Origin of the sequence: Algoriphagus boseongensis (assembly GCF_004362805.1) — a bacterium.
Taxonomy (GTDB): domain Bacteria; phylum Bacteroidota; class Bacteroidia; order Cytophagales; family Cyclobacteriaceae; genus Algoriphagus; species Algoriphagus boseongensis.
Map to the genome: position 1 here is coordinate 441,783 of NZ_SNYF01000005.1, position 21,301 is coordinate 463,083.

A 21,301-nucleotide genomic window follows, 5' to 3' on the forward strand; every position below is an offset into this window, starting at 1 on the left:
TTTCCCGAAGCTCTTAAAAAAGATTATTTAACTTACTCTCATATTTTGAATTAAAATTTGTATGAAGATCCTTGAATATTCTTGCGGAATTTGGGTTTCTATTTAAAATATTTTTTACCTAATACTAAGGCTAGTGTACCCAGAAATTTTGGATCAATGTGTTTTTCATATTGATCAATAAGCCCACTTCTTTCTACAGTTCTTGCTACTGAATCTAACTCGAAGACTTCTATAGTTTTTTTACCTTTCCTGGAATAAGGCATTTTTTGGATCAAGACTTGGTGTCCACTACCAAAAAATTTTAAATGCCTATTAAAGTCATCTATATATGGATGAATAATACTAAATGTGTTTTTCCGGTACTTTATCCTTTCCTTTGACCCGAAATCCTTAGTGCGTTTTAAGTCCATATTGCAAACTCTACAAGCTAAGACCAGATTTCGAGGTTCAAACATGAAATTAGGGTAATTTCTGCTGGACTTACTTAGGATGTGTTCACGTTGCAGATGTCCTCTATAATCACTATGGATTCCACAGTATATGCAATATGAACCTTGAATAGTCTCAAGTTTTGTTTTAATGTCTGTAACTAATTTATCTCGTTCAGCTTTAGTAACAGAACAACCAGATTTTATATTTCCATCCCATTCTGAGCCATCCAATGGTTTTAATCTATTAATGATGGCTTGTTCAACAAGATTAAAGGTAATTGTTATTCTTAAGCTTTGGTATAGAAAAGGTTGATTCATTTTGAAATTGAATCTAGGTAATAATTTGCTTCATCAAGGATTGTTTTCATAGGGTCACCTTGAGGGAGCTTGAATTCTTCTAACTTTTCTATAAGATTCTTAATTTTTGTTTTATTCTTGGAGTTATTTGATATTAATTCAAGAAGTGTTCTCACATCATATTCAAAGTAGTGATTTCTTAAACCTTTGATCCCAAATACATTGTAAAGTATTGCTTCTGGTGACCAGGAATAGGGAGTATATTCTAGTACCTCGCCATTAAGACCATCTTTTTGCGCTTCAATTGTTACTACTGATGACCAATCAGGATTAAGGTCTGATAATAAAAAGTGTGAGTGTGTGGCTATTAAAATATGGCACCCAGAAAACCCTGACAAGTAATTCTGTAAAAGCTCAATGTATTGCATTTGCCAGGTCGGATGAAGACTAATTTCTGGTTCATCTATTAAAATTATTGAATTGTCCTTTAGGTGTGGTAAAGCACGGAGCAACGTAGTTAGAAGACCAATTTGGCCTGTACTGGATTCAAGGATATCAAATTCCTGGTTTCCTTTCCTGACGGTAATAGAATAATAGGAGAGTAGGTTTAATCTTCGTAGGATTGAAAAATATTCATAATCTTGGGTAAAATGGTCTGATTTTGTGGTACTGTTAAAATCAATTGTATAATCTATTGTTTCAGTATAATTCGATCTTGCGAAAAAGAGTAGATTCTTTTGAATATATTCCTTAAGGCCATTGATAAAGTCATTATCGTTTGCTTTTTTTTCAAGAAAGTAAGACTGATTTTGGAAGAATCTTTGTTGAGAAAGTTCAAGCAGGAATTTCCTTAAATCACTGCTTGGATCTATAAAATGTTTATCGTTTTTTTCAATACTTTTATAGTTAGTTCCGAGACGCAACTTGATTCGGATGAAAGGTTCAATTCCAATAAAATTGAATAATTTTAAGGCTTTTGTTTGATACTCTTTCGTGTTTATATTGTCGTTTAAAACATCTAAAACATCATTTATAATTGCTCTTCTGTGTGTTGATAATCCTATCATTCTCTGGCCTATATAGGTATAGTTTTTATCAGACTTGGTGGAAAACGGGAACTTATCAAAAAGACTATTTGAAATGGATAGTAAATTAATTTCTTTAAAATCATCAGGATTATATGATTTTCCAGAAATCATGTATTCTTCATTATTTAACCAAAGTCTCAGATATCCTGAATCTTCTAAAGGTTTCAATCTATGATTTTTGGCTATCCGGATTTTATTTAGGATAGAGGCTAGAATTCGACTTTTTCCCGATGCGTTCTTGCCTATTATTACAGTAAAATGATTGTTATTTAAATCGCCCTTTTTATCCATTATCAAGGGGATATTTTGTCCTTGGAATTGTAAACTTATAACTCTAACACCATTCATGATTTTTAATTTTTTTTCTTGTATCCTTACATTTTCCCCAACTACTAGGTACTTATAAATATCCACTAAATTAATTATGATTCTGTCGAATTATTTGATTTAGGATCTCCTCTGATACACACTCTTCCCTCCACCATAGTAATTGGTGTAGATGTGCTGATAAACGCTGACTGTTTTTAGGCTGACTTCCTCGTCACTGTATGCTTCCTGGGGAAGCCACAGGAGGTTGTCGTAAATTATACCTTTGACCTGTGCTGTGATTTGGCGGCTTTCACGCCACCTGTCGATTTTCAGTTTTTCCGCTTTAAGCTTTTCAAGGGTTTGTTGGGCTACCTTTTTGACCTCCTTCATATCCTGAGGGCCAAGTTCTTTTCCCTCCTTTAGCAGGTCGAATATTGCCAATGCTTCTTGATCTACAAGGTTTTCACGAACAGCTCTTTGCTCTTCATCCGAGAGCGTAGCCAAAAAGTCTGTGAGCTTATTGAATGCTCTTACTGTGTTTTCTAGCGACTTACCATTGTTATATTCGTCAATGATCTCTTTGTATCGGTCGTAAAATTCAAGCCGCAATGGATTTTCCTTCAGCATTTGCTCAAGCTTCTTTTCTATCGCCTGCTGGAGATCATAGGTAATCGTATTCTTCCGTGGTGCTTTTTGGAATGCAGCTTTAAGCTTGTCGAAATCCAACTTGCTCAGATCCACATAAACTTCTTCATTAGGTTCTGCAACCTCATCCACCAATAGTACGCTTCCGCTAACTACCTCCTGAAGTTGCTTGATGATTTCAATCACGTCCGCACTTTTTGTCTTTTGGTTTAAAAGGCCATAAATGGCTTCAATAGCATTATGTTGCTTGACGTGGGGTTTTACTTGTTCCTCGGGATAAAGGGCTTTAAACTTCCTGAAAACGTTTCTTGCCATCATCTCGAAGGTGGTTCGAGTTGTTTCATTAAGGTTGACACAGTCTCCGGCTTCTCGGATCTTACCCAGCTTTTGCATTGGTTGGGCATTGATCAATTCGGAAAGCTTGAAGTTCAATGTCAATAGATAGTTCTCTGCTTTCTTGATTGCCTCCTTTAGTTCTTCCTCTAGTGCAATTAATTCCTCTACTGGTTTATTCTGACCTTTTCCACCATCATTGCCGTTTGGACCGTTTCCTTTGCTTCCTTCTCCATAGATAGAGTACGCCTTTTCAAGTTGTTCATAGACATTCCCATAGTCAACTATAAGCCCATTCTCCTTCATATCATCATACACCCTGTTAGCTCTTGCGATGGTTTGCATGAGCGTATGTCCTTTGATGGGTTTGTCAAGGTAAACCGTCGATACGCATTGAGCATCAAAGCCAGTAATCCACATTGCACATACAATGGCTAGGCGAAATGGGTTTTCTGGGTCTTTGAATTCCTTCTCAAGGTTACGCTCAACCATTTTCCGTCTGTGGGTTTCAATATCAAGACCCATCTTTCGGAATTTATCAACCTCATTCTGTTCGCTGCTGACGACAACACAAACTTCGGTCGATTGAACTTTTTCATATTTCCTTTTTAGTTCCTGCGCTTCCTGTGGATCGTTTGATTCATTGATCTGTTTGTCCAGTTCTGCTAGATATTCGGGCCAATATTTCAGCACTAACTGATGCATTCTTACCGCAGTAGGCTTGTCCAAAGCAACGAACATTGCTTTCCCTTGATATCCCCTTTCATTGAAGTGCCAAACCAAATCCCTTGCAATAGCATCCAATCTTGGCTCTGCTGTAAGGATTGGATAGTTCTTTTGGAACATGTAGGCGAGCTTTCTTTTTTGGTCATCATCCAGACTCTCATCCTCTAGGATTTCTGCCATTTGCTCATCTAGCTCCGGGTTATCGATATTTAATTTTTCTCCTCGGTTAATGTATTTCAGTGGGAGGGTGGCTTCATCATCTATAGCTCGCTTGAAATCATAAACAGAGACATATTCACCGAAAATATTTTTGGTTAACTCTTCTTCATCCTTAATGATTGGTGTTCCTGTAAAGCCAAGAAAAGAAGCATTTGGAAGTCCATGAAAACGCATGTTTCGTGCATAGGTGCCTCCTTGGGTTCTGTGAGCTTCATCAGAAATAACAATGATGTTTTTTCTATCAGTGATCAGAGGATATTCGCTTTCCTTTTCTGGGTCGATAGAAAACTTATGGATTAGGCTAAATACATACTTGTGGTTCTGGGCAAGTAACTCCCTTAAATGGTCCCGTCCTGTAATTCCAGATTTATTACCCGCTACAATTGACTTATCGTTCACTACACCAACCCCAGAGAAGGTGTCATATAATTGATTCTCCAATTCCTGCCTGTCGACCGCAATCAGAAACGTGTAAGAACCTCCCAGCTTTCTATGGATCTTTTCACAGAGAAAAACCATGGAATAGGATTTTCCACTGCCTTGCGTATGCCAAAACACCCCAAGTTTACCCCTTAGGCTTTCTATGTTTCTGACATTCTCAATAACCTTATTGACACCGATGTATTGGTGGTTTTTAGCCATTAATTTCATTACATCTCCTCTTGATTCATCGAAGAGTAAAAAGTTTTCAACTATATCCAAGAGGCGATGAGGGGCGCAGGTACCCCGTAATACAGTATCAAGACTGACTACCCCTTCTTCATCTTCTTCAATTCTTTTCCAGTCAAGGAAGTACTTGAAGGGGCTAGTGATAGTCCCCACCTTAGCGTCTGTTCCATTACTCAAGATGATAAAGCCATTGCAATTAAAAATATGGGCTATAGTATCCTTATAATCCCTTAAGTTGTCATTGAATGCATTTTGAAGATCGGTATGGTGTGCCTTCAATTCCATAAATACCAATGGAATTCCGTTGACGAAGCAGACAACATCAGGCCTTCTCAGGTAAAGTTCACCTAATACCTCAAATTGTCTTACAGCCAAGAAATCATTTGATCCGTAATCCTTGAAATCAAAGACCTTTAGCTTCTTCTTGACCAATTCTCCCTTATCATTGGTGTAGCTTACCGGAACGCCATTTTTTAAAAGCTCAGACTTTTCCTTGTTGATCCTCCCCAGAGATTGGTCTGCAACTTTCTGTGAAATTTGTTCAATAGCCTGATCATAGGCCGTAGGGGGGAGGTCAGGGTTTAGTTTGGTCAGGGCTTTTCTAAGGTGTCTGGAAAGGATAACTTCAGACTTATTATCCCTTCCCAGCAAACCATCTTCACCAAAGTTCTCCTTCTTCCAAGCTGTGACAACCTTCCAGCCCAGCTCTTCAAGAACTTGTTGGGTTGCTTCTTCAATCAATCCGTCTTCTGAGTATTCGTAGCTCATTGTTAAAAAATTATTTTGCCCAAGTATTTACCATTTCCCTGATGCTATTTTGCCAATTCTTTACTGAGGTTTCGGCCTTACTGAACAAAAGTCCGCATTCCACCACTTTGTCCTTTTCTTCCTCCTTATCAAGTGGGACAAATGTTCCCTTGAAATAAGGGTTTTTACCAGGATATAAAAGCGCAACTTTATCTGCCCCAAAGTAATGATGGTAGGCATACATCTGCCTTAAATCATCCATGGATGGCTCTGTCGAAACCAACTTCCATTTGGTGTCGATGACATATTTTTCTTCCCCGATTTCAATAGTGATATCAGGCCTGATGTTTCTTTTATATCCCGTATCAGGTTGCCAAAAAGATTTGCTGTCCTGTCCTCTGGCTTTTAGGCCAGAGTCTTTTTTAAGGCTTGCCAAGACAAATTTCTCCCAAAGTAAATTCATGTCGAACATCAAAGCGAGAACATCCTCCCGACCTTTAGTCAAATCTGGGTGGTAGTGGAGGAGAATAAGCCGTGCGATTTCCAAAGCTTTTTGATAATCCTGCGTCTTCCGGTTAAGTACTATTTTGTCAAAATCAGCCTCCGTTATCTTTCGATCAGGCATTTCAGGGAAGTTTAATGTCAGTGCATTAATCCGTCCGATAAGTGCTGTATTGGTATTGATTCGCTTTAGAAGCAGCAGGGTCCGATACAGAATGATATGGAGCAGGTGCTCTACATCATAGGTGGTATGTCGGGTGTAAAATCGCTCCTTATGGATGGAGTTTTTACTTATCTGTTTACTAAACTGAATGCTTCCCTTAAGTGCATTTAAATTCCCTTCTGTTTGTCTATACTTCTTAGCTAGTCCCCTGTGCAGGAGTGCCTCCACCTCTGATACAAAAATCTCAAAGTATAGATCCAAAACAGTGTTATTCTTTACCTTCATATGGGAAGTACTAGGGGCTTTAACTTCAAATCCATGCACTACTCTGAGCATATCTACCAAAATGGAATTCCATTTATCCTTCTCATCCGTGGATTCTTGTTGGTATTTATCAGCTTTGGGAAGAACACTGATTAGAAGATTTCCTACCTGGAGCGCTCCAACGAATTCATTGAAACGGATTCCATTTCGAATCAGAGAATAATAGGGTACACCTTTCCCGAAAAATTTAACCAGACTGTCAAATTTGTCAGAATCGAACACAACATCATCTTCAAATTTCTGATTCAGAAAAATGGACTGATGCTCAAATACTTTGATATGTTGTCTCCCAGTTGCCAAAGGTCTATGCTATAGGTAGATTCATTAATTTGAGTATGGCCTTCTCAAAGGTCATATCGGGTTGTTTGTATTGGTTTCCTGGGTAGCCTTCTCTGTAATCGATGATTTGATAAATGACTCGTTCATTGTCGATTTCAGCCTCAAATCCGGATGCAAACTCGATTAGGTTATCATCTTGTTTTCTGACAAATCCTTCACCCAGAATAGCCCCAATTTTGGCATAGTCCCCATAAAAGTATTCTTGAAGTAAAGGGATGATGTTTTCGTAAAAGGATTTCTCCAATTCGGCCCAAGAATAAGCTTGGATCAGATAACTATGACCGATAAGGTGATCTCGGTCTAGGAGCTTTTCAATCCTTCGGTTTATAGTTTTTAATAGAATTTCCAAGTTAATGCCTTCAAACTGGATCAACTCTTTGAATCGGATAGGCAAAAGATTCAAATCATTTTCCTGTTCCAATAATTCATAAGCCTTTCGATTGGTGATTTTTGCCTTATGCAACTCAAGGAAGTCTTTTTCTACTGAAATCCATTTTGGGTCATCCCATTGTAAGTCCTCATATTTCAACCAAAGCCGCTGAAGCATCAAGGTCGGTTCTAGGAGTTCGGGTATCGGTGGCATTTCCCTAAAGCTAAATCTTCGCCTTAGTGCAGTGTCTAAAGCCTCCACGCTTCGGTCAGCCGTATTCATTGTTCCAATGATGTAAAGGTTATCTGGAACACCGAATTTATCATGGCTGTAGGGTAGTGTCACTTTCAGTTCTTCTTCCTTTCCCAATCGTTTATCCTTTTCAATCAGGGTGATCAGTTCCCCAAAAATCTGAGATACATTACCTCTATTTATTTCATCGATGATTAAAACATAGTTCTGCTTCTTTGAATTAAGCTTGCCTTTTGATGAAACGAAGTCGTAAAAGGATTTATATACAGCATAATACGTCGTTGCTCTTCCTCCTCCAACAATAGCTCTGATTTCTTGTCTCGCATTGGATTCTGTCGCATCGATCTGATTGTCAAAAAGCTTTTTTATGATGTTTTTGCTTACAGGAAAAACTTTTTTTCCTTCAGCTGCATCAGGGTCGTAGGATTTCTTAAATCGGACCCCAAGCCTTTCTATTTTAGATTCAGATGGTTCTAGTTTTAATTCACTTGAAACAGATGTGAATTCAACAGCTCCTTTACTAATCAAATTATTGTAGTACTCATTCCATAGGTCGTCAAATGAATACTGACTGTTTATACTATTTCTAGCTCTCTCAGAAATGCGCTTGAATATTCCAGGCTTTATGACGTATTCGATTTCAGTGTTGATTTCTTCATCAATATCCCCATTATCCAAGTTTGGTTTGATCCCTTCAATGAACTCCTCATAGTTCATGCTTTGATGGAATGTGGTAAAGACAATTTGACCAGCTGCAACCCTTTTATCAAACTCTTCCTTGAGTTGTTCTCTTTGAGTGTCTTGGGCATCTACTCCTAAAATCCGAAGTGCTTCATTGATGGTGCGGTAGGTCTTTCCGGTGCCGGGTGGACCAAAAAAGATTTGATTGAGAGGAGAATTCACTTGCTTTTCTTTATCATTTGGAATTTCTAATTCAATTGATTTTTCGCCGTCTGGAATCCATTTAATTGGTGCTAAATTATGGTGAACTGGTTTTTGGAAATTTTTGTAAAATTTAAAATTTGAAACAGGAATAGGTTCCAATTTGGTTATTGATTCTGCAAGGAATACGATTTTGGCTTTTTTCTTCCCATCGGAGTCCTTGTATTCAGAGAAGTTATTGTGGTAGTATTTGATTTTTGAAATATCCCAATTTACTAGTTCAAGTTCCTTTTGATTTACTACAAAGTCACTGATTTCTATTTTATATCTAACAAGATTTCCACTTGAAACATACAATGGGAAGGTGTTTCCTTCATTGTTTATTTTATGTAGGAAATTTAATGTTTCGTTTCCTCCAACTGGTTTACTACTGTTCCAAACAATCAGTCCTGAATATTTACTCTCCAAATAGAGTTCCTCTTCGTGCCATCCTGTCCCATCAGATGCCATTAAGCCAATAACTTGCTCACCCCATTCGCTGTAAAATTTGTATAGAAAGCTTGATGCCAATAGGGTGTAGTTTTCTGGATTTTCCACCTTTAGATCAAACTTCTCAAAGTACTCTTTTAGATCTAAAACAAAATTCTTTGGGTTATAGGGGCGCTTGAAAAGGTTTTTTGTAACTGCTTCCCTCATTGATTCACTTAAAAGTGGAGAGTTTTCCTCTGGTAAAAGGATGTAATAGAAAGCATTAATAATTGACGGTCCAGTGATTTCAGCATTTTTAAATTTCAATTTGACCAAGCCATCCACCCAATATCCCATGCGAACACTTGCTCTTGCAACTGTTCTCTTGTCAGGATATTTGTTGTATTTGATTTTGTCTTTAGCGTGGCTATCCAAATATGAAATAATCTCAAAGAGCAAGTCCTTGATTTTGGCTATTTCGGGATCAAGCTCAGCGATTTCCTGAAATTGAGTATAATCACCAGAAAGGCGAATAAGATCCTCTTTTAACTGATCGGATACCTTTAGGTCTAGCCATCTTTGCAATGCTTCTCGACCTTTTGAAAAATAGAACTCCTTTTCATGAATGATTTTCTGGAATTCTTCCTCAGGGATTAACCTATCAATATCTTCTTTTTTCATAAGCTCAGTCTTTTTTATAGCCCCCTTTCGATTCCGCTGCCATCAACATCTCCTCCTGATCTCCTTTCTCAAAAGCCGAAAGATCCAAAGAATCTACATCAATCATCCCTGTCATCAAGCGGGGGAGAAGGATATCTCGGGCTTCTTTAAGTAGTTGGTTTTGATATTCTAGGTTTGATTTTTGATTAAATAGTATTTCAACCTTTTCATAAAAATCCCGAAGAATTTCAGCTTTTGGGACATTCACTTTAATAGTTCGCAAATCACCAATATTTAACATCGTCATATTGGTCCCACCTTTTTTCAAAGAGTTTAAAATTCCTTGACCTTGCTCAGATGCTAATAAATGATAGATAAATAATGAAATTTCAGGAGATTTCCCTCTAAAGATTGTCATGTGTTGATCAACTGGGTAAACATCACTCTCCCATTTATAGTAATGACATCTTCCAATTGTACCTTCTCCTAATGAATTAAGTAAAACGTCCCCATTCTTGGCAAATCTTTCTGATGGGACCCAGTCACCTTTTTTATATTCTTTAAAATGTGATTTTTCAAGGTTGGACCCCTTATTTGCTTTTTGATTGATCCCCCAAAATCCGCTACCTTCTTCATATTGAGGTGTTACTCCTCTACCAAAATAGAGTGCAAGATCATTTAGATTTACCTCTTCAAACACCATGGATTCATACCCAGGGAATTTCATTCGGACAAACCACTCCTCATAGGTGAGTTGGGCTTTTTCTTCCAGTAGCTTGATGCGCTTGAGGTTGTTTTCGATCAGGTCATCATAGGCCGAAAGGATGGCTGCTATTTTGCGCTGGGTGGGTAGAGGGGGGAGATTGATTTTAACCCTACTTAGTATTCCTTGATTTAGGTTTTGGATATTGGCTCCACCAGCTCCCGCAGAAATTAGGGATCTAAAATCACTTGTTCGGGTGAAATATGCTATAAATAATGGTATTGCTTTTTCAGATTCAATTCGAGCTCTAATGCAAAATCCGGAAAAAACTGCCTTGATAGATTTGTCAATAAATAAACTTCTACCTACTAGGTCTTTATTGCCATTTGACCGGACAAATAAAATATCACCTTTTTCAAGATAATCTTGGTCTTTTACAATGCCAAGCGGGTTAATCTGCCCTAAAGTTGAGTATTCAGGTCTGAAATGATTTTGAAAATCAGGGATACCAATAATATAACAACCATCTCCATGGCTGTCATTTTTGAAATTGAGACCGTTTCTAAAAGTAGCTAGATCGCCAAATGGTATTTCTTTCCAACCTTTCATTATAATTCTATCGATTGGATTTGCGACATAAGCTTATTGGATTCCTGATTTAAATCTGCAAGCTCAGCATGAATTTCCCTGATTCTTCTTTGGTAGTCAAAGTCCATATCCAGCTCTATACTTACTCCCACATAGCGTCCGGGTGTAAGGCTATAATCCTGCTCGATCACTTCTTCTAAGTCCACCACCTTGCAGAGCCCTTCCACATCTTGGTATTTGCCTTCAGGGAAGTGTTCATTGAACCAGGTGTTGTCAGGGCTTACACCCAGCTCATCGCCTCTGAAGGCATTGATTAAGGCGGTCAGGCCTTCCAGATGCTCCTCGGTGAAGTCGTTGATCGTCGTACTTACCTTGCGGTACACATTCCGGGCATCGATCATCAGGATCTTGTTCTTATTTTCAGGCTTTTTGCCCTTGTTGTAAAACCACAGATGACAAGGTAGGCTTCGGGTGTAGAAGAAGTTGTTGCCCACAGACACGATGCATTCGACAGCGCCTGTTTCGATCAACTTTTGACGGATCAGCTTTTCGGCATTGCCTGCATCCGTAGCGGAGGATGCCATGACAAAGCCTGCTCTGCCTGTTGGATTAAGGTACGAGTAGAAATACTGCATCCACAGGTAGTTTCCATTGCCAATGGTACCCTTACCTGTCAGGGGAGCTCCAAAAGGAAGTCGGTCATCTTCGGTTAGGAACTTGTTTTTGGCATCCACCTTATCTACGTTGAATGGCGGGTTAGCCATCACGAAGTCACACTTTCCTGTCAGGTTGAAAGGGTTGGTATAGAAGCTATTGCTTTCCTGAATCTTTCCCTCAATCCCATGTATTGCCAAGTTCATCTTCGCCAGTTTGGCGTTGTTGCTTTTCAGTTCGGTGCCATAAATGGTGATCGCCTCATTTACCGATTGATTGCCACCATGACTTTTGATAAAATGGGCCGTTTGGACAAACATACCGCCAGAGCCACAAGCCGGATCATGGATGATCCCATGGTTGGGCTGGATAAAGTTGATAATCAGATTCACCAAAGAAGGGGGCGTGAAGAACTCTCCACCTTCCTGAGCGCCTGCACCCTGCATGGAAAACTTCATTAGGAAGAATTCATAGATTCTACCGAATACGTCACCCTTAGCATGCTTGACGGCATCCGAATTGAATACCCGTACTAAGTCTCGCAAAAGCTTGGCGTCAAACTCCTGATAGCTTTTAGGAAGAATGCCTGCAAGATCAGGGTACTCCGCTTCAATCAGCTTCATGGCATTGTTGATAGCCTCAGCGATGTCCTCGCTTTCAGGCAATGCCACCAAGTAATCATATTTGGCCTTATCAGGAAGCATGATTGCTCCTGCGGCTGCAAAGTCATCCTTGGTAGGTTCCCGTTTTTCACCTGTTCGTGGATTGATTGGGAGCTTCTTTTCCACTTCGATTTTGGCATCCTCATAGCGGTTCTGTGCAAAGCGTAGCAGCACTAATCCAAGTAGAGGGTCTTTGTATTCAGCAGCGGTTAGTTTGGAGTTACCTCTAAGTTCATCGGCAGCATCCCAGAGTTCTTTCTCCAGGTTTTTGATGTCGGATTGGGTCATGTGTTAAAAATCAGATAAAAATATTAGATGCAAAATTTAGTTTGAAATCACCAATTAACCAATAAAAATAGGATAGGAGGCAGCCTAAAAATTGATGGAATTTGGTAGGACTATCAATTATCCTTGATTCTTAGGTTTTTGACCAAACCATGCCCAGACCTCATTTTGGTTCTGTATTGCTATGGCATATCGGTGGAGGGCTTGGGTAGCCCTTACGGCCAGTTTGGTAGAATATCCAGCGTAGGTGGGCTTATAGTAGGGTTTCTCCTGTTGGCTCAGCAGTTCCAAATACTTACCATACTTCCTAATCCATTTTTTGGAAGTTCTTTCAGGCAGACTTTGGGTCTGTTGTCTATAAAACACATGATCAATAGATGATTGATGAACGAATTTTCCTTTCCAAAGAACCAACTTCCTGCATCTCCTTCCAGAAGCAGGACAGGAAAAATACCATACATCCCCGATCCCCAAATTTGAAGGTTCAAATAGAATTTCAATGAACTGTTCGGATTGAGATCCATTCAGGTAATAATTCAGGATCAATCCCTCACTTGATAGCTCATAAGTGACCCAATAAGGAAGAAGGGAATTATCCCTGCCGGATAAATATTGATTTGAAACAGTCTCCCAATATTTCAAATCAGAAGTCCTAAGTGCAGGTAGAGATTCGATTATTTGGGTAGTACTCTTCCTCATTTGCCTAAATTGTTAGAGAAGGTTAACCTTGAAATATCTGTTTTTAAGAGTATAATATACCAAAATCACTAAAATCAACGTTGATTAATTCTGATTAAATTATCAGAAAAAGAAGTTTTGCTTATATTAGTCATTAGGCATCTTTTTATGCTGATATCCTTTTTTTAACAAACTGATTTTTCAATGTGTGTTCAAGGAAAAGACTTTAAATGTTGTAGTTGCCCCGAAGCTGGAGTAGTTCCCAAATCCTTCTGGAAGTACCTGTCATCAAGGACCAATAATCCAGTCTTTGTGGTTGGAGAAGCAATAGTTCCATACGTTGTCGAAGAATCAAGCATTGAGTTATTAGCGGCAAAAATTGAGCGTGATTTGAATAGTTCAGAGGCGTTTGATTTTGATTTAATTCCTCATTCTGGAGATTGCATTCAATTGGGAATTCCCTTTGAAGAAAAGCGATACAGCCTTGTGTTCAAGTATAGCAATGAAAGTAATTGGAGTTTATTCCATGTAGAGTCTGATGATAAACCACTAAAGCAATGAAGAAGAATAGGGTACAAAAAAATAATGGGGAGCAGGAAGTTACATCAGATAAACTGACCACAAAAAAAATCACAGCAGAAGAAGCGAAGTTGATTGATGCATTTTTGGAAAATACTGATTTGTCAAAATACAGGCTAACTCGAAGCCCGGTTGTGCAAGGCTAGGATTTATTGAAAAAAGGAATAGGATGAGGTTAGATTCAATAACAAGCTGGAAGTGTTCTTAATCCTGCAAAAAGTTGCTTTACCAACAGCTTCATCACTTGTGAAAAAACTAGAGCTTTCCGTGCACTATTACGACTTGAATTTGGAAGACACCAAATCGAAGGAGTTGATTGATTGGTTTAAGGAGAAGGAGCTTTTGACTGAGGAGTACAACGGAGAGCTGGCAAACTTCAAAAATGCTTATAAAGTAGAGAAATAACAATAAGGCTAAAAAATACAAATCAAAATGACACTTGAAGAATTGATTAATCAATACAAGACAGAAGGCTATAAGTTTTGGAAGTACCGTGACAAAGATGGTAACAACATCACAACACATTTTTTCTTTGAAACTCATTCTGACTATTTGGACAGGTATCTAAGCTTCTATAAAGAATTACCCAACCTGACAGAAGTAATAGTTCACGCAGCAGACGGGATTTTCAAGCTGACAAACAACGGGATAGAATATTTCATAAGACACAATCATCAAGAAGTTTTTCTTGACAAGGAAGGCAACCAAAGAGGGGTTCCCTATGAGGTTTCAAGACAAGTCAGAAACAACATGATTAAGAGAATGAATGACATCCTTAAAGCCAGAACTTTTGACGAAATTTACCAAATAGTGACTGAGTGTAAGGTAAAAGGATTTGGCGAACTTTCCATTTATGACACATCAATGAGAATAGCATCACACCTAAACATTGAACCTGACAAGATTTATTTGCATGCTGGAGCAAGAAAAGGAATGGAAATCCTTGAAGAGAAAGGATATGTGGAACAAGGTGCTTCCAGAAAAAAATATATTGAAATCAAAGAAATGCCGAAACCTATGCAACAACTAAAAGCCGCAGAGTCAGAGCATATGCTTTGTTCAATGAAAGATGATATGAAAGAACTTGACCAACAAAACTAATGGCCAACAACGATTGGATAAAAGTAATAGCCTTTGCCGATAACAGCCGTTTTTCAAAATAGGTGCTATCCTCTATCAATCTAAGCAAAGTGCTAAATTCAAGTATAGAGAATCTAATTAAATTTAGTCCCGAAAATATTTTCCTTCCCGAAGCGGTAAACGATAAAGAAGCTTTTTAGCTTAGAAGGTTATTGTAACTGATTTACAGTACATACTAGGTGTAAATCAGTTACAATTCCCTGTATTTATCTAAGATCGCTTGGGAGATTTTTTCCTTAGTGTCAAACCCATTTAAAAGCCTAAATTCATCATATTCTTTCCTTTGATAGCATCGGGTATAATTTTCAGATTCTAGCCAATAAATCGGATTTACCCATTTACTTATCCTCTTTGGCACTTGTTTGTTTAAGTGGCAGTAATGAATTAAGCTAGGCTCGATTAGAAGCAAATCCCCCCATCCACCATAGAGAAGGGAATTTTGAAGGTTGACTCTAATGTCTTGGTGTTTAAGATCATTAGGGGTAGTTATTCCCAAGTTATTGATGTACACGGATCTATTAGCTGCCATTTCAATACGCATGATATTTTCAGCTAGACGGTTTTGCGATCCTTTGTCATAGATTTTAATACTGACTTGGCTATGGGTGCAGACATAGTGCGTCCCCGGACTAACATACATTTTTTCAAATCGCTTCTTTTTGTGCATCACTAAGCCAGTAAGAATTTCCTTTGGAGGGATTTCGGTTTTAATATTTACGCCCCATTCCAAATTGATAAGCTTCAAGTGTCGAACATTCAGGCCAAGAGTTTCAGATAAATCATCCATAGCCTGAAATACTTGGCACCACCGGAAATCATCATAGTTGTGCCTTCCACCATTTTTAAATTTGTGTAGGCTTCCCTTGATAATTCCGTAACCAGGGCTTTTAATCAAAATTGTCATACCTCGATCAGTCCAAATTCTAGTTCTATCAACTTCAGAAGTTTCCAGATTCACCAATGATTTGAACTCAATGTTTTGGTTTTTCAATAATTGATTGATCGCAGAGTAATCCAAATTGAACTTAACTCCACAAAGCATTATTTCTGACCCTTTGGTTTTAAATACGTGGAGGACTCTGTTTCTAAGCCTCGGGAGAACTTCTTCTTGTTCTTCTTTCCAAAAATTCCTATGAATTTAATTCCCCTGGAAATGCATTTTGGCCTATCAACCTTGTTCCAGAACTGATGTAATTCTGACAATGTCCAGCCAATTATTATTTGTTGGATTTGTTTATTCATTGCCAGTCAGTAGCTAATTGAAGCCTTTTTTTTAGCTCCATTCGTTTTTCCACTACCCAAATTAAAATCTCAATGATTTTGTCATTGTCGCAATTACCATTCAGAACTGCATATACAAGTTGTCTGCTTGGAGCAGGTTCCTTTTTATGCCGAATTCCCCACTCGCCTTTAAATTGTTTGTAATAGTGCTTCGGAAGCTGATTTTTAAGATGTCTGAGCAGTGGGATTGTGAAGAATTTCTCTGGGTTTTCGTTATTTTCTTCCATAAATTTAATTCTGAAATCATTAATACATAAAGAGAAAAACGCTAATCGTTAAAATAATTACTATAAAAGTAAAATAATATCATTAATCGTAAGATGTGAATGAAAAAAAATGTCAAAAATTTTTTTTAAATCATTGTAAATCAGATTTTAAATATGGATTCAGAAAATCAGGAAAATCGTAAATTTCAAATCACACAAAACTTCATCGATGCGCTGGATTATCTCCTTGATTCTGGAAGACTTAAAACGGTGGTGGAGTTTGAAAGCGTCACAGGGTTTCGGGCGCAACGGATCACGGGAATGCGGAAATTCCTATCTGGGGATGAAAATGCCAAACCGTATTATGCCAATGCGGAGCATTTAGCAGCATTGAATGAGTCTTTCGGCATTAGTTTAAAATACCTTTTGTTTGGTGTTAAGCCAATTTTGGAGGAGAAAGAGGAAAGAAAGTCCGAAGTGGTTGCGGGGGTTTCACCTAGGGAATTCCAGATCGTTCAAGAACAAATGGAATTACTTCAGCAGCGAGTCAAATTACTCGATGATAAAGTGGAATTCTACAAATCGTTAATTTCTAAAAGTTAATTACCAAAAACCTTCTGGAATTCAGTCACTACTTCCTGTGGCTGGTAGCCAAGATATTTCATAGTGGTTTCAGTAGATTTTTGTCCGAAAATTTTGCAAAGGATCACCAAGGAACCTCCCTTGTCCAAATATCTTCTACCAAAGGTTCTCCTTCCTGTGTGGCTAGAAAAGAATTTATGCTTGGGTATTTTTTCAGATACCCTTTTTCTAGCAAAAAACTTGACTTTTGAAGCCTGACCATTTACGACTGTTTGTGCTACCTTTTTGATTTCCCGATTAAATTCTTGTTGGCTATATGTCGGGATTTGGTAGTTGTATCGGACCAGTATTTCCAATACTTGTGGTTGTAAAGGAATAGCATAATCAAACCCGGTCTTTTGGACTTGTACCCTGAGCATTTTTTGCCCAGCCTGTTCAAATAGGTTGTCTTTGTTGATTTGGTTCCAATCTGAAATCCTTAATCCAGTATAGCAAGATAGGATAAACAGATCTCGTATTTTCTGCTGGATAGGCCGCACAAAATCCTGTATTGCGGAAATTGCTTCCACTTCCTCCCAGGTTGCGTAAAAGGGTTGTTTTTCGTTGATCTTCCAAGTGAAGTTCTCCACCTGAACAGATACGGGGATTCCATTTCTTAGGGCTTCACGGCAAGCAAATTTGATTTCCTTTAGATGCCTTGATTTGATTGTGGAATCCTGAATACCTGACTGAATCAGAAATTTGCAGTACCCAACCAACCACTGATGATCAATCGTTTCTAAGCAAATGGTTTGATCGTATTCCTGAATCCTTCCCTGAACCTGCTTGATTGCTCGCAGGGTGCTTTCCTTTTTTACTCCTGTGTATTTGGTTCTACAATAATCCAAGTAGTCAATTAGTCGGGTTTTTCCCGGTTCGGATTCATGCTGCTTTTTTTCCAACCGTTGTAGAAACAATTCCTTGATTTCTTCTGGCTCCAAAACCTTTGCTTGGATCTTGAGCTCAGTAATCAATTTATTTAGCGCCGAAAATTTTGCCTGAAGCAAAGCATTGCTTAAGTCGTGGTATGGTTCTCGGGACGAGATTAGTCCATTTTTCCAGTTGTCAGGATTTACCTTTATTCCAGAGTATAGTTTTGACCTTTTTCCTGATCCAATAATGTAAAAAAACAGCTGGCCCTTTCCTTCTTTATCCAGCTTGGAATCTAGGTAGATTTTTGTTTTCATTTTTACGGACAGTTTACGGCCTGTTTTACGGACAGTTTGTACGCAAAAGTGTAAAAATAACGTCTATAAATAAACATTAGAGTAAAAAAAAAGAACAAAAAAAGCGTGTTTTTGTAGCGTATAGGCTGTTTTTGTTGAATTAGTAGTTATTTGTATTAGCCCAGCTGGGCCCACATTAGTCATCCGAGAAATCGGATGACTTTTTTTATGCCTTCAAAAAGTAATTTTGGATAGGTAGCAATAAAAAAATCCCGAATTTTTTCGATTCGGGATTTGAATTATAATGCTCTGTAGGCTAAGATGCCACCTAATACATTCCTGACTTTGGTAAAGCCCTTTCCTTCCAGGAATTTTTTTGCGTTTCCGCTTCTGGCTCCAGATCTGCAATGGATGATTAGTTCCTCATCTTTTAGCTCTTCCAGTTCCTGAAGACGGTGGGGTAGTTCTCCGAGTGGAATATTGTCTGCTCCCAAATTATCCTCCTCATATTCCCACTCCTCTCTCACATCCAGAAAATGAAATTTCTCTCCATTTTCAATCCGATGCTTTAACTCATTTACGGTGATATCTTCCATGCTATTTGCTGACTTGAATTCTAAAAGATTGAATTCCCGTGCTTGAAATTACATTGATGATGTAAATTCCGGGCTTTTGATTTTCAAAGTTAACAATTTCCCCTTGAAGACGGCTTTCGCGTGGTAACAAAATCTGTCTACCGTAAGAATCATAAATTACAAGATCTTCGAATTCCCCATCTATGGTCAGGAGGTTTTGAACAGGATTGGGATAAATTCTAAATCCAGATTCAGGAATTATAGCTTCCTCAAATGGCTGATTGATAGATACATGTGGTCTAATCATCAGAGATCCCTTCACCTCCTCATTTTGCACCCAGCCACCTCCAATATTGTAGTAAATTTTATCCCCTAAGTCATTTGTTTTGTCCAAACCCACATGGATAAAGTCATTGGTGAATTGGGTGAATCCTATAAAAAATTCGTCCGAAACCCTAAGATTGGTATCTAAAGAAAAGTAAAGGAAGTCTTCACCGGGGCTTTTTACTGGAATGACATTTTCCTTTACAAAAATCGGTTTTCTTGAAAGGTCTTCGTAAACCACAAGATCTATAGCTTGATTGGCTTGGCTTGGATTAGTGAAATTGATGGATATTCCTTTTAAAAAAACTGGTTCAGGAGTAAAATAGCTCACCACCAACTGTCCTGATTTTTGATTTATTCCCGCGGAATAATCAGCTGATCCATTGTCATAGGCAAAAAAATCCCGAAGGGGAAATTGAGTTCGAACAGTGTCATTATCAGCAAAATTCACCTGAGCATATCGGGTAGTATCTCCATTGGCTATTGTAAATAGTAGGCCATCTCCGGAGGTAAGTGAGCTTAAAAAGAAAAGATCAGATTCCTCGCTTGGAATGGTGATTTCCTCAAAAGTTCGGCTTACGAAAGTCCTTCTTTCCAGGGCATTTGGGACCGGATTGAATGGGGTGTTTTGATTAATACTGGTTTGAAGTCTGCCAGATGAATCAATAACGGAAATGGAATATTCCATAGCCCGAAATCTGTTTTCAAGATTTAGAAATTCATTTTTGACGGTACTCCATTCTCCTTTCTGGTACTTTCCAATTAATTCCAAAGGATAGGCTCCATAATCTCCGATTCTAAACTGATTGGTTTGAGTTAAAGCCCGGTCAGGAAAAGTAGGTTTTGCTGAAGTAGCCAAAGTGTTGAGATACACGTAGTCGATCAGCCAGCTATCAAAAGGACCACTTTTTCTTCCTTGAGAGATGAATCTAAACTGAAAATCGGCGTGTTGCCATTCCGGTAAAATTTGGAGGTTTTCCTGGAAAAATTTAGTTCTGTCAACTTGATTTCCGCCTGATTGAGACCATATGGTTTGCCAGGTTTCATCAGGTTTAAAGACTTGTAAAGTCAATTCATCATTGATATCCGGTGCTTCTGCTTTTCCTCCGGCCTGCCAATAAAAACTCAAATAGAGTTTGTCTTTTTCAGCTGAAGTAAGGAGACTTAGGTCAAATGGTTTGCTGGTAAGAAAATCGCTTTCTCCAATATCTCTAATCTGGTTGGAGTAAGGTCGTCCATTTTCATCTACCCCATTAAAAAGGATCATTCCGATCGATGGGGCCTGATTTCCTATAGTTTCAGTGTAAGAAACTCCGCCAAGTACCCATTTTAAGGTATCAATTCCTTTGGAAAAGTCATCCCAAAATGGGACGAGATTTCCTGCCTGAGTTCGAAAGTTTGAATAAGAATCTTGAGGTCTGAATTTTATTTTTTCGATCGGTGCAATTTCCTTGAACTGGGAAAAAACGGGAAACTGATTCCCGAATAGGAGTCCCAAGAACACGGCACAAATGAAAAGTAGTTTACCTCGTTTCAAAATTTCAATCCTTAGAGATCCAAATATCGATAGGCTCTCCGGTTTTTACTTCCTGACCTGCTGCTGGAGTTTGTAGAAAAACTTTACCGGCAGGAATGGTATCATTGGAGGAAAAATTCTTATTTCCAACCCGTAAGCCTGAACCTAAAATAACAAATTCTGCCTCATCTTCACCCATTCCTATCAAGTTTGGGACTTGTAGGTATTGATTTCCAAGTCCATCGCCTACAACCAAATCTATACGAGCACCTTTGGGAACCTCAAAGCCTTCAGGAATGCTGACTCCTCGGTATCGCTGTTCTAAGACAACATTGATCCCGATATCTGGAACATAAATTATGTCTCCTCGCTGTAGACCCATATTCGCCAAAGTTTCTTGCACATTCTTCAAAAGTGAATTGACCAAGTTTGGCATTTTGAGCATGGGTGCATTTTGTGCATTAAGCGTCAGATAGATTTTTCTACCACTCTTAACTTGCGCATTGGCTTCCGGGATCTGCTTTAGAATAGCATGGGTAGGTAATTCAGCGTTGAAACCTGAATCTATTGACACTTCGTACTGAAGTCCAGTTGACTCAAGTAAGCTGCTTGCTTCCTCGAAAGTGTAACCTGAAAGATCCGGTACGGACACAGTTTCACCATGATTGGTGTAAAGGGGTAAGTAGATTTTTAAAAACAAAAAGCCTAACAGTACCGATAGCCCGAAGATGATCAGGATGGTGACAATAATTTTCTTGAAGGAACTTATGCTTGAACTCATGGGTAAAATTTGTACCTGAAAGATAAGGTGAATATTAAAAATCCGTGGAATTTTTAATTCTTATTTCAAAACCAGTAAGTACAAAAAACAAGCCGAAGGGTTTGCTTCGGCTTGTTTTA

19 protein-coding genes are annotated in these 21,301 nt (G+C 38.5%); 5 read left to right on the plus strand and 14 right to left on the minus strand.

Going from position 1 to position 21,301, the window contains the following annotated elements; translation table 11 throughout:
* Positions 1 to 98: 98 nt before the first annotated feature.
* From DFQ04_RS01990 to DFQ04_RS02025, 8 genes are all read right to left on the minus strand, one after another.
* Entirely contained in the window at positions 99 to 749 is a 651-nt protein-coding gene (locus tag DFQ04_RS01990) for an HNH endonuclease (protein WP_133552166.1), read from the minus strand.
* Positions 746 to 2,230 carry an AAA family ATPase gene (locus DFQ04_RS01995; RefSeq protein ID WP_133552168.1) on the minus strand — a complete coding sequence of 495 codons (1,485 nt, stop codon included), beginning with the start codon at positions 2,228 to 2,230 and terminating at the stop codon, positions 746 to 748. The genes DFQ04_RS01990 and DFQ04_RS01995 overlap by 4 nt, the downstream gene beginning before the upstream one ends.
* A gap of 33 nt (positions 2,231 to 2,263) precedes the next feature.
* A complete protein-coding gene (locus tag DFQ04_RS02000) occupies positions 2,264 to 5,485 on the minus strand; it encodes a type I restriction endonuclease subunit R (protein WP_133552170.1) in 3,222 nt (1,073 codons plus the stop codon).
* 10 nt (positions 5,486 to 5,495) lie between these two features.
* Positions 5,496 to 6,752, minus strand: a complete 1,257-nt coding sequence (locus DFQ04_RS02005) for an McrC family protein (RefSeq protein WP_133552172.1) — start codon at positions 6,750 to 6,752, stop codon at positions 5,496 to 5,498.
* 4 nt (positions 6,753 to 6,756) lie between these two features.
* Positions 6,757 to 9,444, minus strand: coding sequence for an McrB family protein (locus DFQ04_RS18405; protein ID WP_133552174.1), 2,688 nt, complete (start codon positions 9,442 to 9,444; stop codon positions 6,757 to 6,759).
* 4 nt (positions 9,445 to 9,448) lie between these two features.
* Complete coding sequence (locus tag DFQ04_RS02015; RefSeq protein WP_133552176.1) at positions 9,449 to 10,735, minus strand: restriction endonuclease subunit S; 1,287 nt, start codon at positions 10,733 to 10,735, stop codon at positions 9,449 to 9,451.
* The gene (locus DFQ04_RS02020) at positions 10,735 to 12,318 is read right to left on the minus strand and encodes a type I restriction-modification system subunit M (RefSeq protein ID WP_133552178.1); all 1,584 of its coding nucleotides are present in this window, start codon (positions 12,316 to 12,318) and stop codon (positions 10,735 to 10,737) included. The genes DFQ04_RS02015 and DFQ04_RS02020 overlap by 1 nt, the downstream gene beginning before the upstream one ends.
* Positions 12,319 to 12,435: 117 nt before the next feature.
* Positions 12,436 to 13,014, minus strand: a complete 579-nt coding sequence (locus tag DFQ04_RS02025; RefSeq protein WP_133552180.1) for a hypothetical protein — start codon at positions 13,012 to 13,014, stop codon at positions 12,436 to 12,438.
* A 183-nt stretch (positions 13,015 to 13,197) separates the two neighbouring features.
* On the opposite strand from DFQ04_RS02025, the gene DFQ04_RS02030 reads away from it, so the two are divergent.
* The 4 genes from DFQ04_RS02030 to DFQ04_RS02035 all read left to right on the plus strand — a co-directional run bounded on the left by DFQ04_RS02030 (position 13,198) and on the right by DFQ04_RS02035 (position 14,673).
* Positions 13,198 to 13,554 carry a hypothetical protein gene (locus DFQ04_RS02030; protein WP_133552182.1) on the plus strand — a complete coding sequence of 119 codons (357 nt, stop codon included), beginning with the start codon at positions 13,198 to 13,200 and terminating at the stop codon, positions 13,552 to 13,554.
* Positions 13,551 to 13,718 carry a hypothetical protein gene (locus DFQ04_RS18265; RefSeq protein WP_166637232.1) on the plus strand — a complete coding sequence of 56 codons (168 nt, stop codon included), beginning with the start codon at positions 13,551 to 13,553 and terminating at the stop codon, positions 13,716 to 13,718. The genes DFQ04_RS02030 and DFQ04_RS18265 overlap by 4 nt, the downstream gene beginning before the upstream one ends.
* Before the next feature lie 100 nt (positions 13,719 to 13,818).
* The gene (locus DFQ04_RS18270; protein WP_166637233.1) at positions 13,819 to 13,977 is read left to right on the plus strand and encodes a hypothetical protein; all 159 of its coding nucleotides are present in this window, start codon (positions 13,819 to 13,821) and stop codon (positions 13,975 to 13,977) included.
* A gap of 27 nt (positions 13,978 to 14,004) precedes the next feature.
* Positions 14,005 to 14,673, plus strand: coding sequence for a hypothetical protein (locus DFQ04_RS02035; RefSeq protein ID WP_133552184.1), 669 nt, complete (start codon positions 14,005 to 14,007; stop codon positions 14,671 to 14,673).
* A 229-nt stretch (positions 14,674 to 14,902) separates the two neighbouring features.
* Here DFQ04_RS02035 and DFQ04_RS02040 read toward each other — a convergent pair whose 3' ends face one another.
* Both DFQ04_RS02040 and DFQ04_RS02045 read right to left on the minus strand, forming a co-directional pair.
* A complete protein-coding gene (locus DFQ04_RS02040) occupies positions 14,903 to 15,499 on the minus strand; it encodes a hypothetical protein (RefSeq protein ID WP_166637234.1) in 597 nt (198 codons plus the stop codon).
* Positions 15,500 to 15,950: 451 nt separating this feature from the next.
* Positions 15,951 to 16,220 carry a hypothetical protein gene (locus tag DFQ04_RS02045; RefSeq protein ID WP_133552188.1) on the minus strand — a complete coding sequence of 90 codons (270 nt, stop codon included), beginning with the start codon at positions 16,218 to 16,220 and terminating at the stop codon, positions 15,951 to 15,953.
* A 153-nt stretch (positions 16,221 to 16,373) separates the two neighbouring features.
* Here DFQ04_RS02045 and DFQ04_RS02050 point away from each other — a divergent pair, with 153 nt between their 5' ends.
* Positions 16,374 to 16,802: a hypothetical protein gene (locus DFQ04_RS02050; protein ID WP_133552190.1), complete on the plus strand. Its 429-nt coding sequence runs from the start codon at positions 16,374 to 16,376 to the stop codon at positions 16,800 to 16,802.
* Here the strand turns inward: DFQ04_RS02050 and DFQ04_RS02055 are convergent.
* The 4 genes from DFQ04_RS02055 to DFQ04_RS02070 all read right to left on the minus strand — a co-directional run bounded on the left by DFQ04_RS02055 (position 16,799) and on the right by DFQ04_RS02070 (position 21,182).
* Entirely contained in the window at positions 16,799 to 18,007 is a 1,209-nt protein-coding gene (locus DFQ04_RS02055) for a tyrosine-type recombinase/integrase (protein WP_133552192.1), read from the minus strand. The genes DFQ04_RS02050 and DFQ04_RS02055 overlap by 4 nt on opposite strands.
* A 278-nt stretch (positions 18,008 to 18,285) precedes the next feature.
* On the minus strand, positions 18,286 to 18,582 hold the full coding sequence (locus DFQ04_RS02060; protein ID WP_133552194.1) for a rhodanese-like domain-containing protein: 297 nt from the start codon (positions 18,580 to 18,582) through the stop codon (positions 18,286 to 18,288).
* Position 18,583: 1 nt separating this feature from the next.
* On the minus strand, positions 18,584 to 20,422 hold the full coding sequence (locus DFQ04_RS02065; RefSeq protein WP_133552196.1) for a T9SS type A sorting domain-containing protein: 1,839 nt from the start codon (positions 20,420 to 20,422) through the stop codon (positions 18,584 to 18,586).
* Between the two features lie 4 nt (positions 20,423 to 20,426).
* The gene (locus tag DFQ04_RS02070) at positions 20,427 to 21,182 is read right to left on the minus strand and encodes a PASTA domain-containing protein (RefSeq protein WP_133552198.1); all 756 of its coding nucleotides are present in this window, start codon (positions 21,180 to 21,182) and stop codon (positions 20,427 to 20,429) included.
* Positions 21,183 to 21,301: the final 119 nt, after the last annotated feature.

Excerpts from the sequence above, each read along its gene's own strand:
- DFQ04_RS02055 (WP_133552192.1), bottom strand. The coding sequence starts at position 18,007 with ATGAAAACAAAAATCTACCTAGATTCCAAGCTGGATAAAGAAGGAAAG.
- DFQ04_RS18405 (WP_133552174.1), bottom strand. The coding sequence starts at position 9,444 with ATGAAAAAAGAAGATATTGATAGGTTAATCCCTGAGGAAGAATTCCAG.
- DFQ04_RS02015 (WP_133552176.1), bottom strand. The coding sequence starts at position 10,735 with ATGAAAGGTTGGAAAGAAATACCATTTGGCGATCTAGCTACTTTTAGA.
- DFQ04_RS02020 (WP_133552178.1), bottom strand. The coding sequence starts at position 12,318 with ATGACCCAATCCGACATCAAAAACCTGGAGAAAGAACTCTGGGATGCT.
- DFQ04_RS02000 (WP_133552170.1), bottom strand. The coding sequence starts at position 5,485 with ATGAGCTACGAATACTCAGAAGACGGATTGATTGAAGAAGCAACCCAA.
- DFQ04_RS18265 (WP_166637232.1), top strand. The coding sequence starts at position 13,551 with ATGAAGAAGAATAGGGTACAAAAAAATAATGGGGAGCAGGAAGTTACA.
- DFQ04_RS02060 (WP_133552194.1), bottom strand. The coding sequence starts at position 18,582 with ATGGAAGATATCACCGTAAATGAGTTAAAGCATCGGATTGAAAATGGA.
- DFQ04_RS02035 (WP_133552184.1), top strand. The coding sequence starts at position 14,005 with ATGACACTTGAAGAATTGATTAATCAATACAAGACAGAAGGCTATAAG.
- DFQ04_RS02040 (WP_166637234.1), bottom strand. The coding sequence starts at position 15,499 with ATGGATGATTTATCTGAAACTCTTGGCCTGAATGTTCGACACTTGAAG.
- DFQ04_RS02045 (WP_133552188.1), bottom strand. The coding sequence starts at position 16,220 with ATGGAAGAAAATAACGAAAACCCAGAGAAATTCTTCACAATCCCACTG.
- DFQ04_RS01990 (WP_133552166.1), bottom strand. The coding sequence starts at position 749 with ATGAATCAACCTTTTCTATACCAAAGCTTAAGAATAACAATTACCTTT.
- DFQ04_RS02025 (WP_133552180.1), bottom strand. The coding sequence starts at position 13,014 with ATGAGGAAGAGTACTACCCAAATAATCGAATCTCTACCTGCACTTAGG.
- DFQ04_RS02050 (WP_133552190.1), top strand. The coding sequence starts at position 16,374 with ATGGATTCAGAAAATCAGGAAAATCGTAAATTTCAAATCACACAAAAC.
- DFQ04_RS02070 (WP_133552198.1), bottom strand. The coding sequence starts at position 21,182 with ATGAGTTCAAGCATAAGTTCCTTCAAGAAAATTATTGTCACCATCCTG.
- DFQ04_RS02030 (WP_133552182.1), top strand. The coding sequence starts at position 13,198 with ATGTGTGTTCAAGGAAAAGACTTTAAATGTTGTAGTTGCCCCGAAGCT.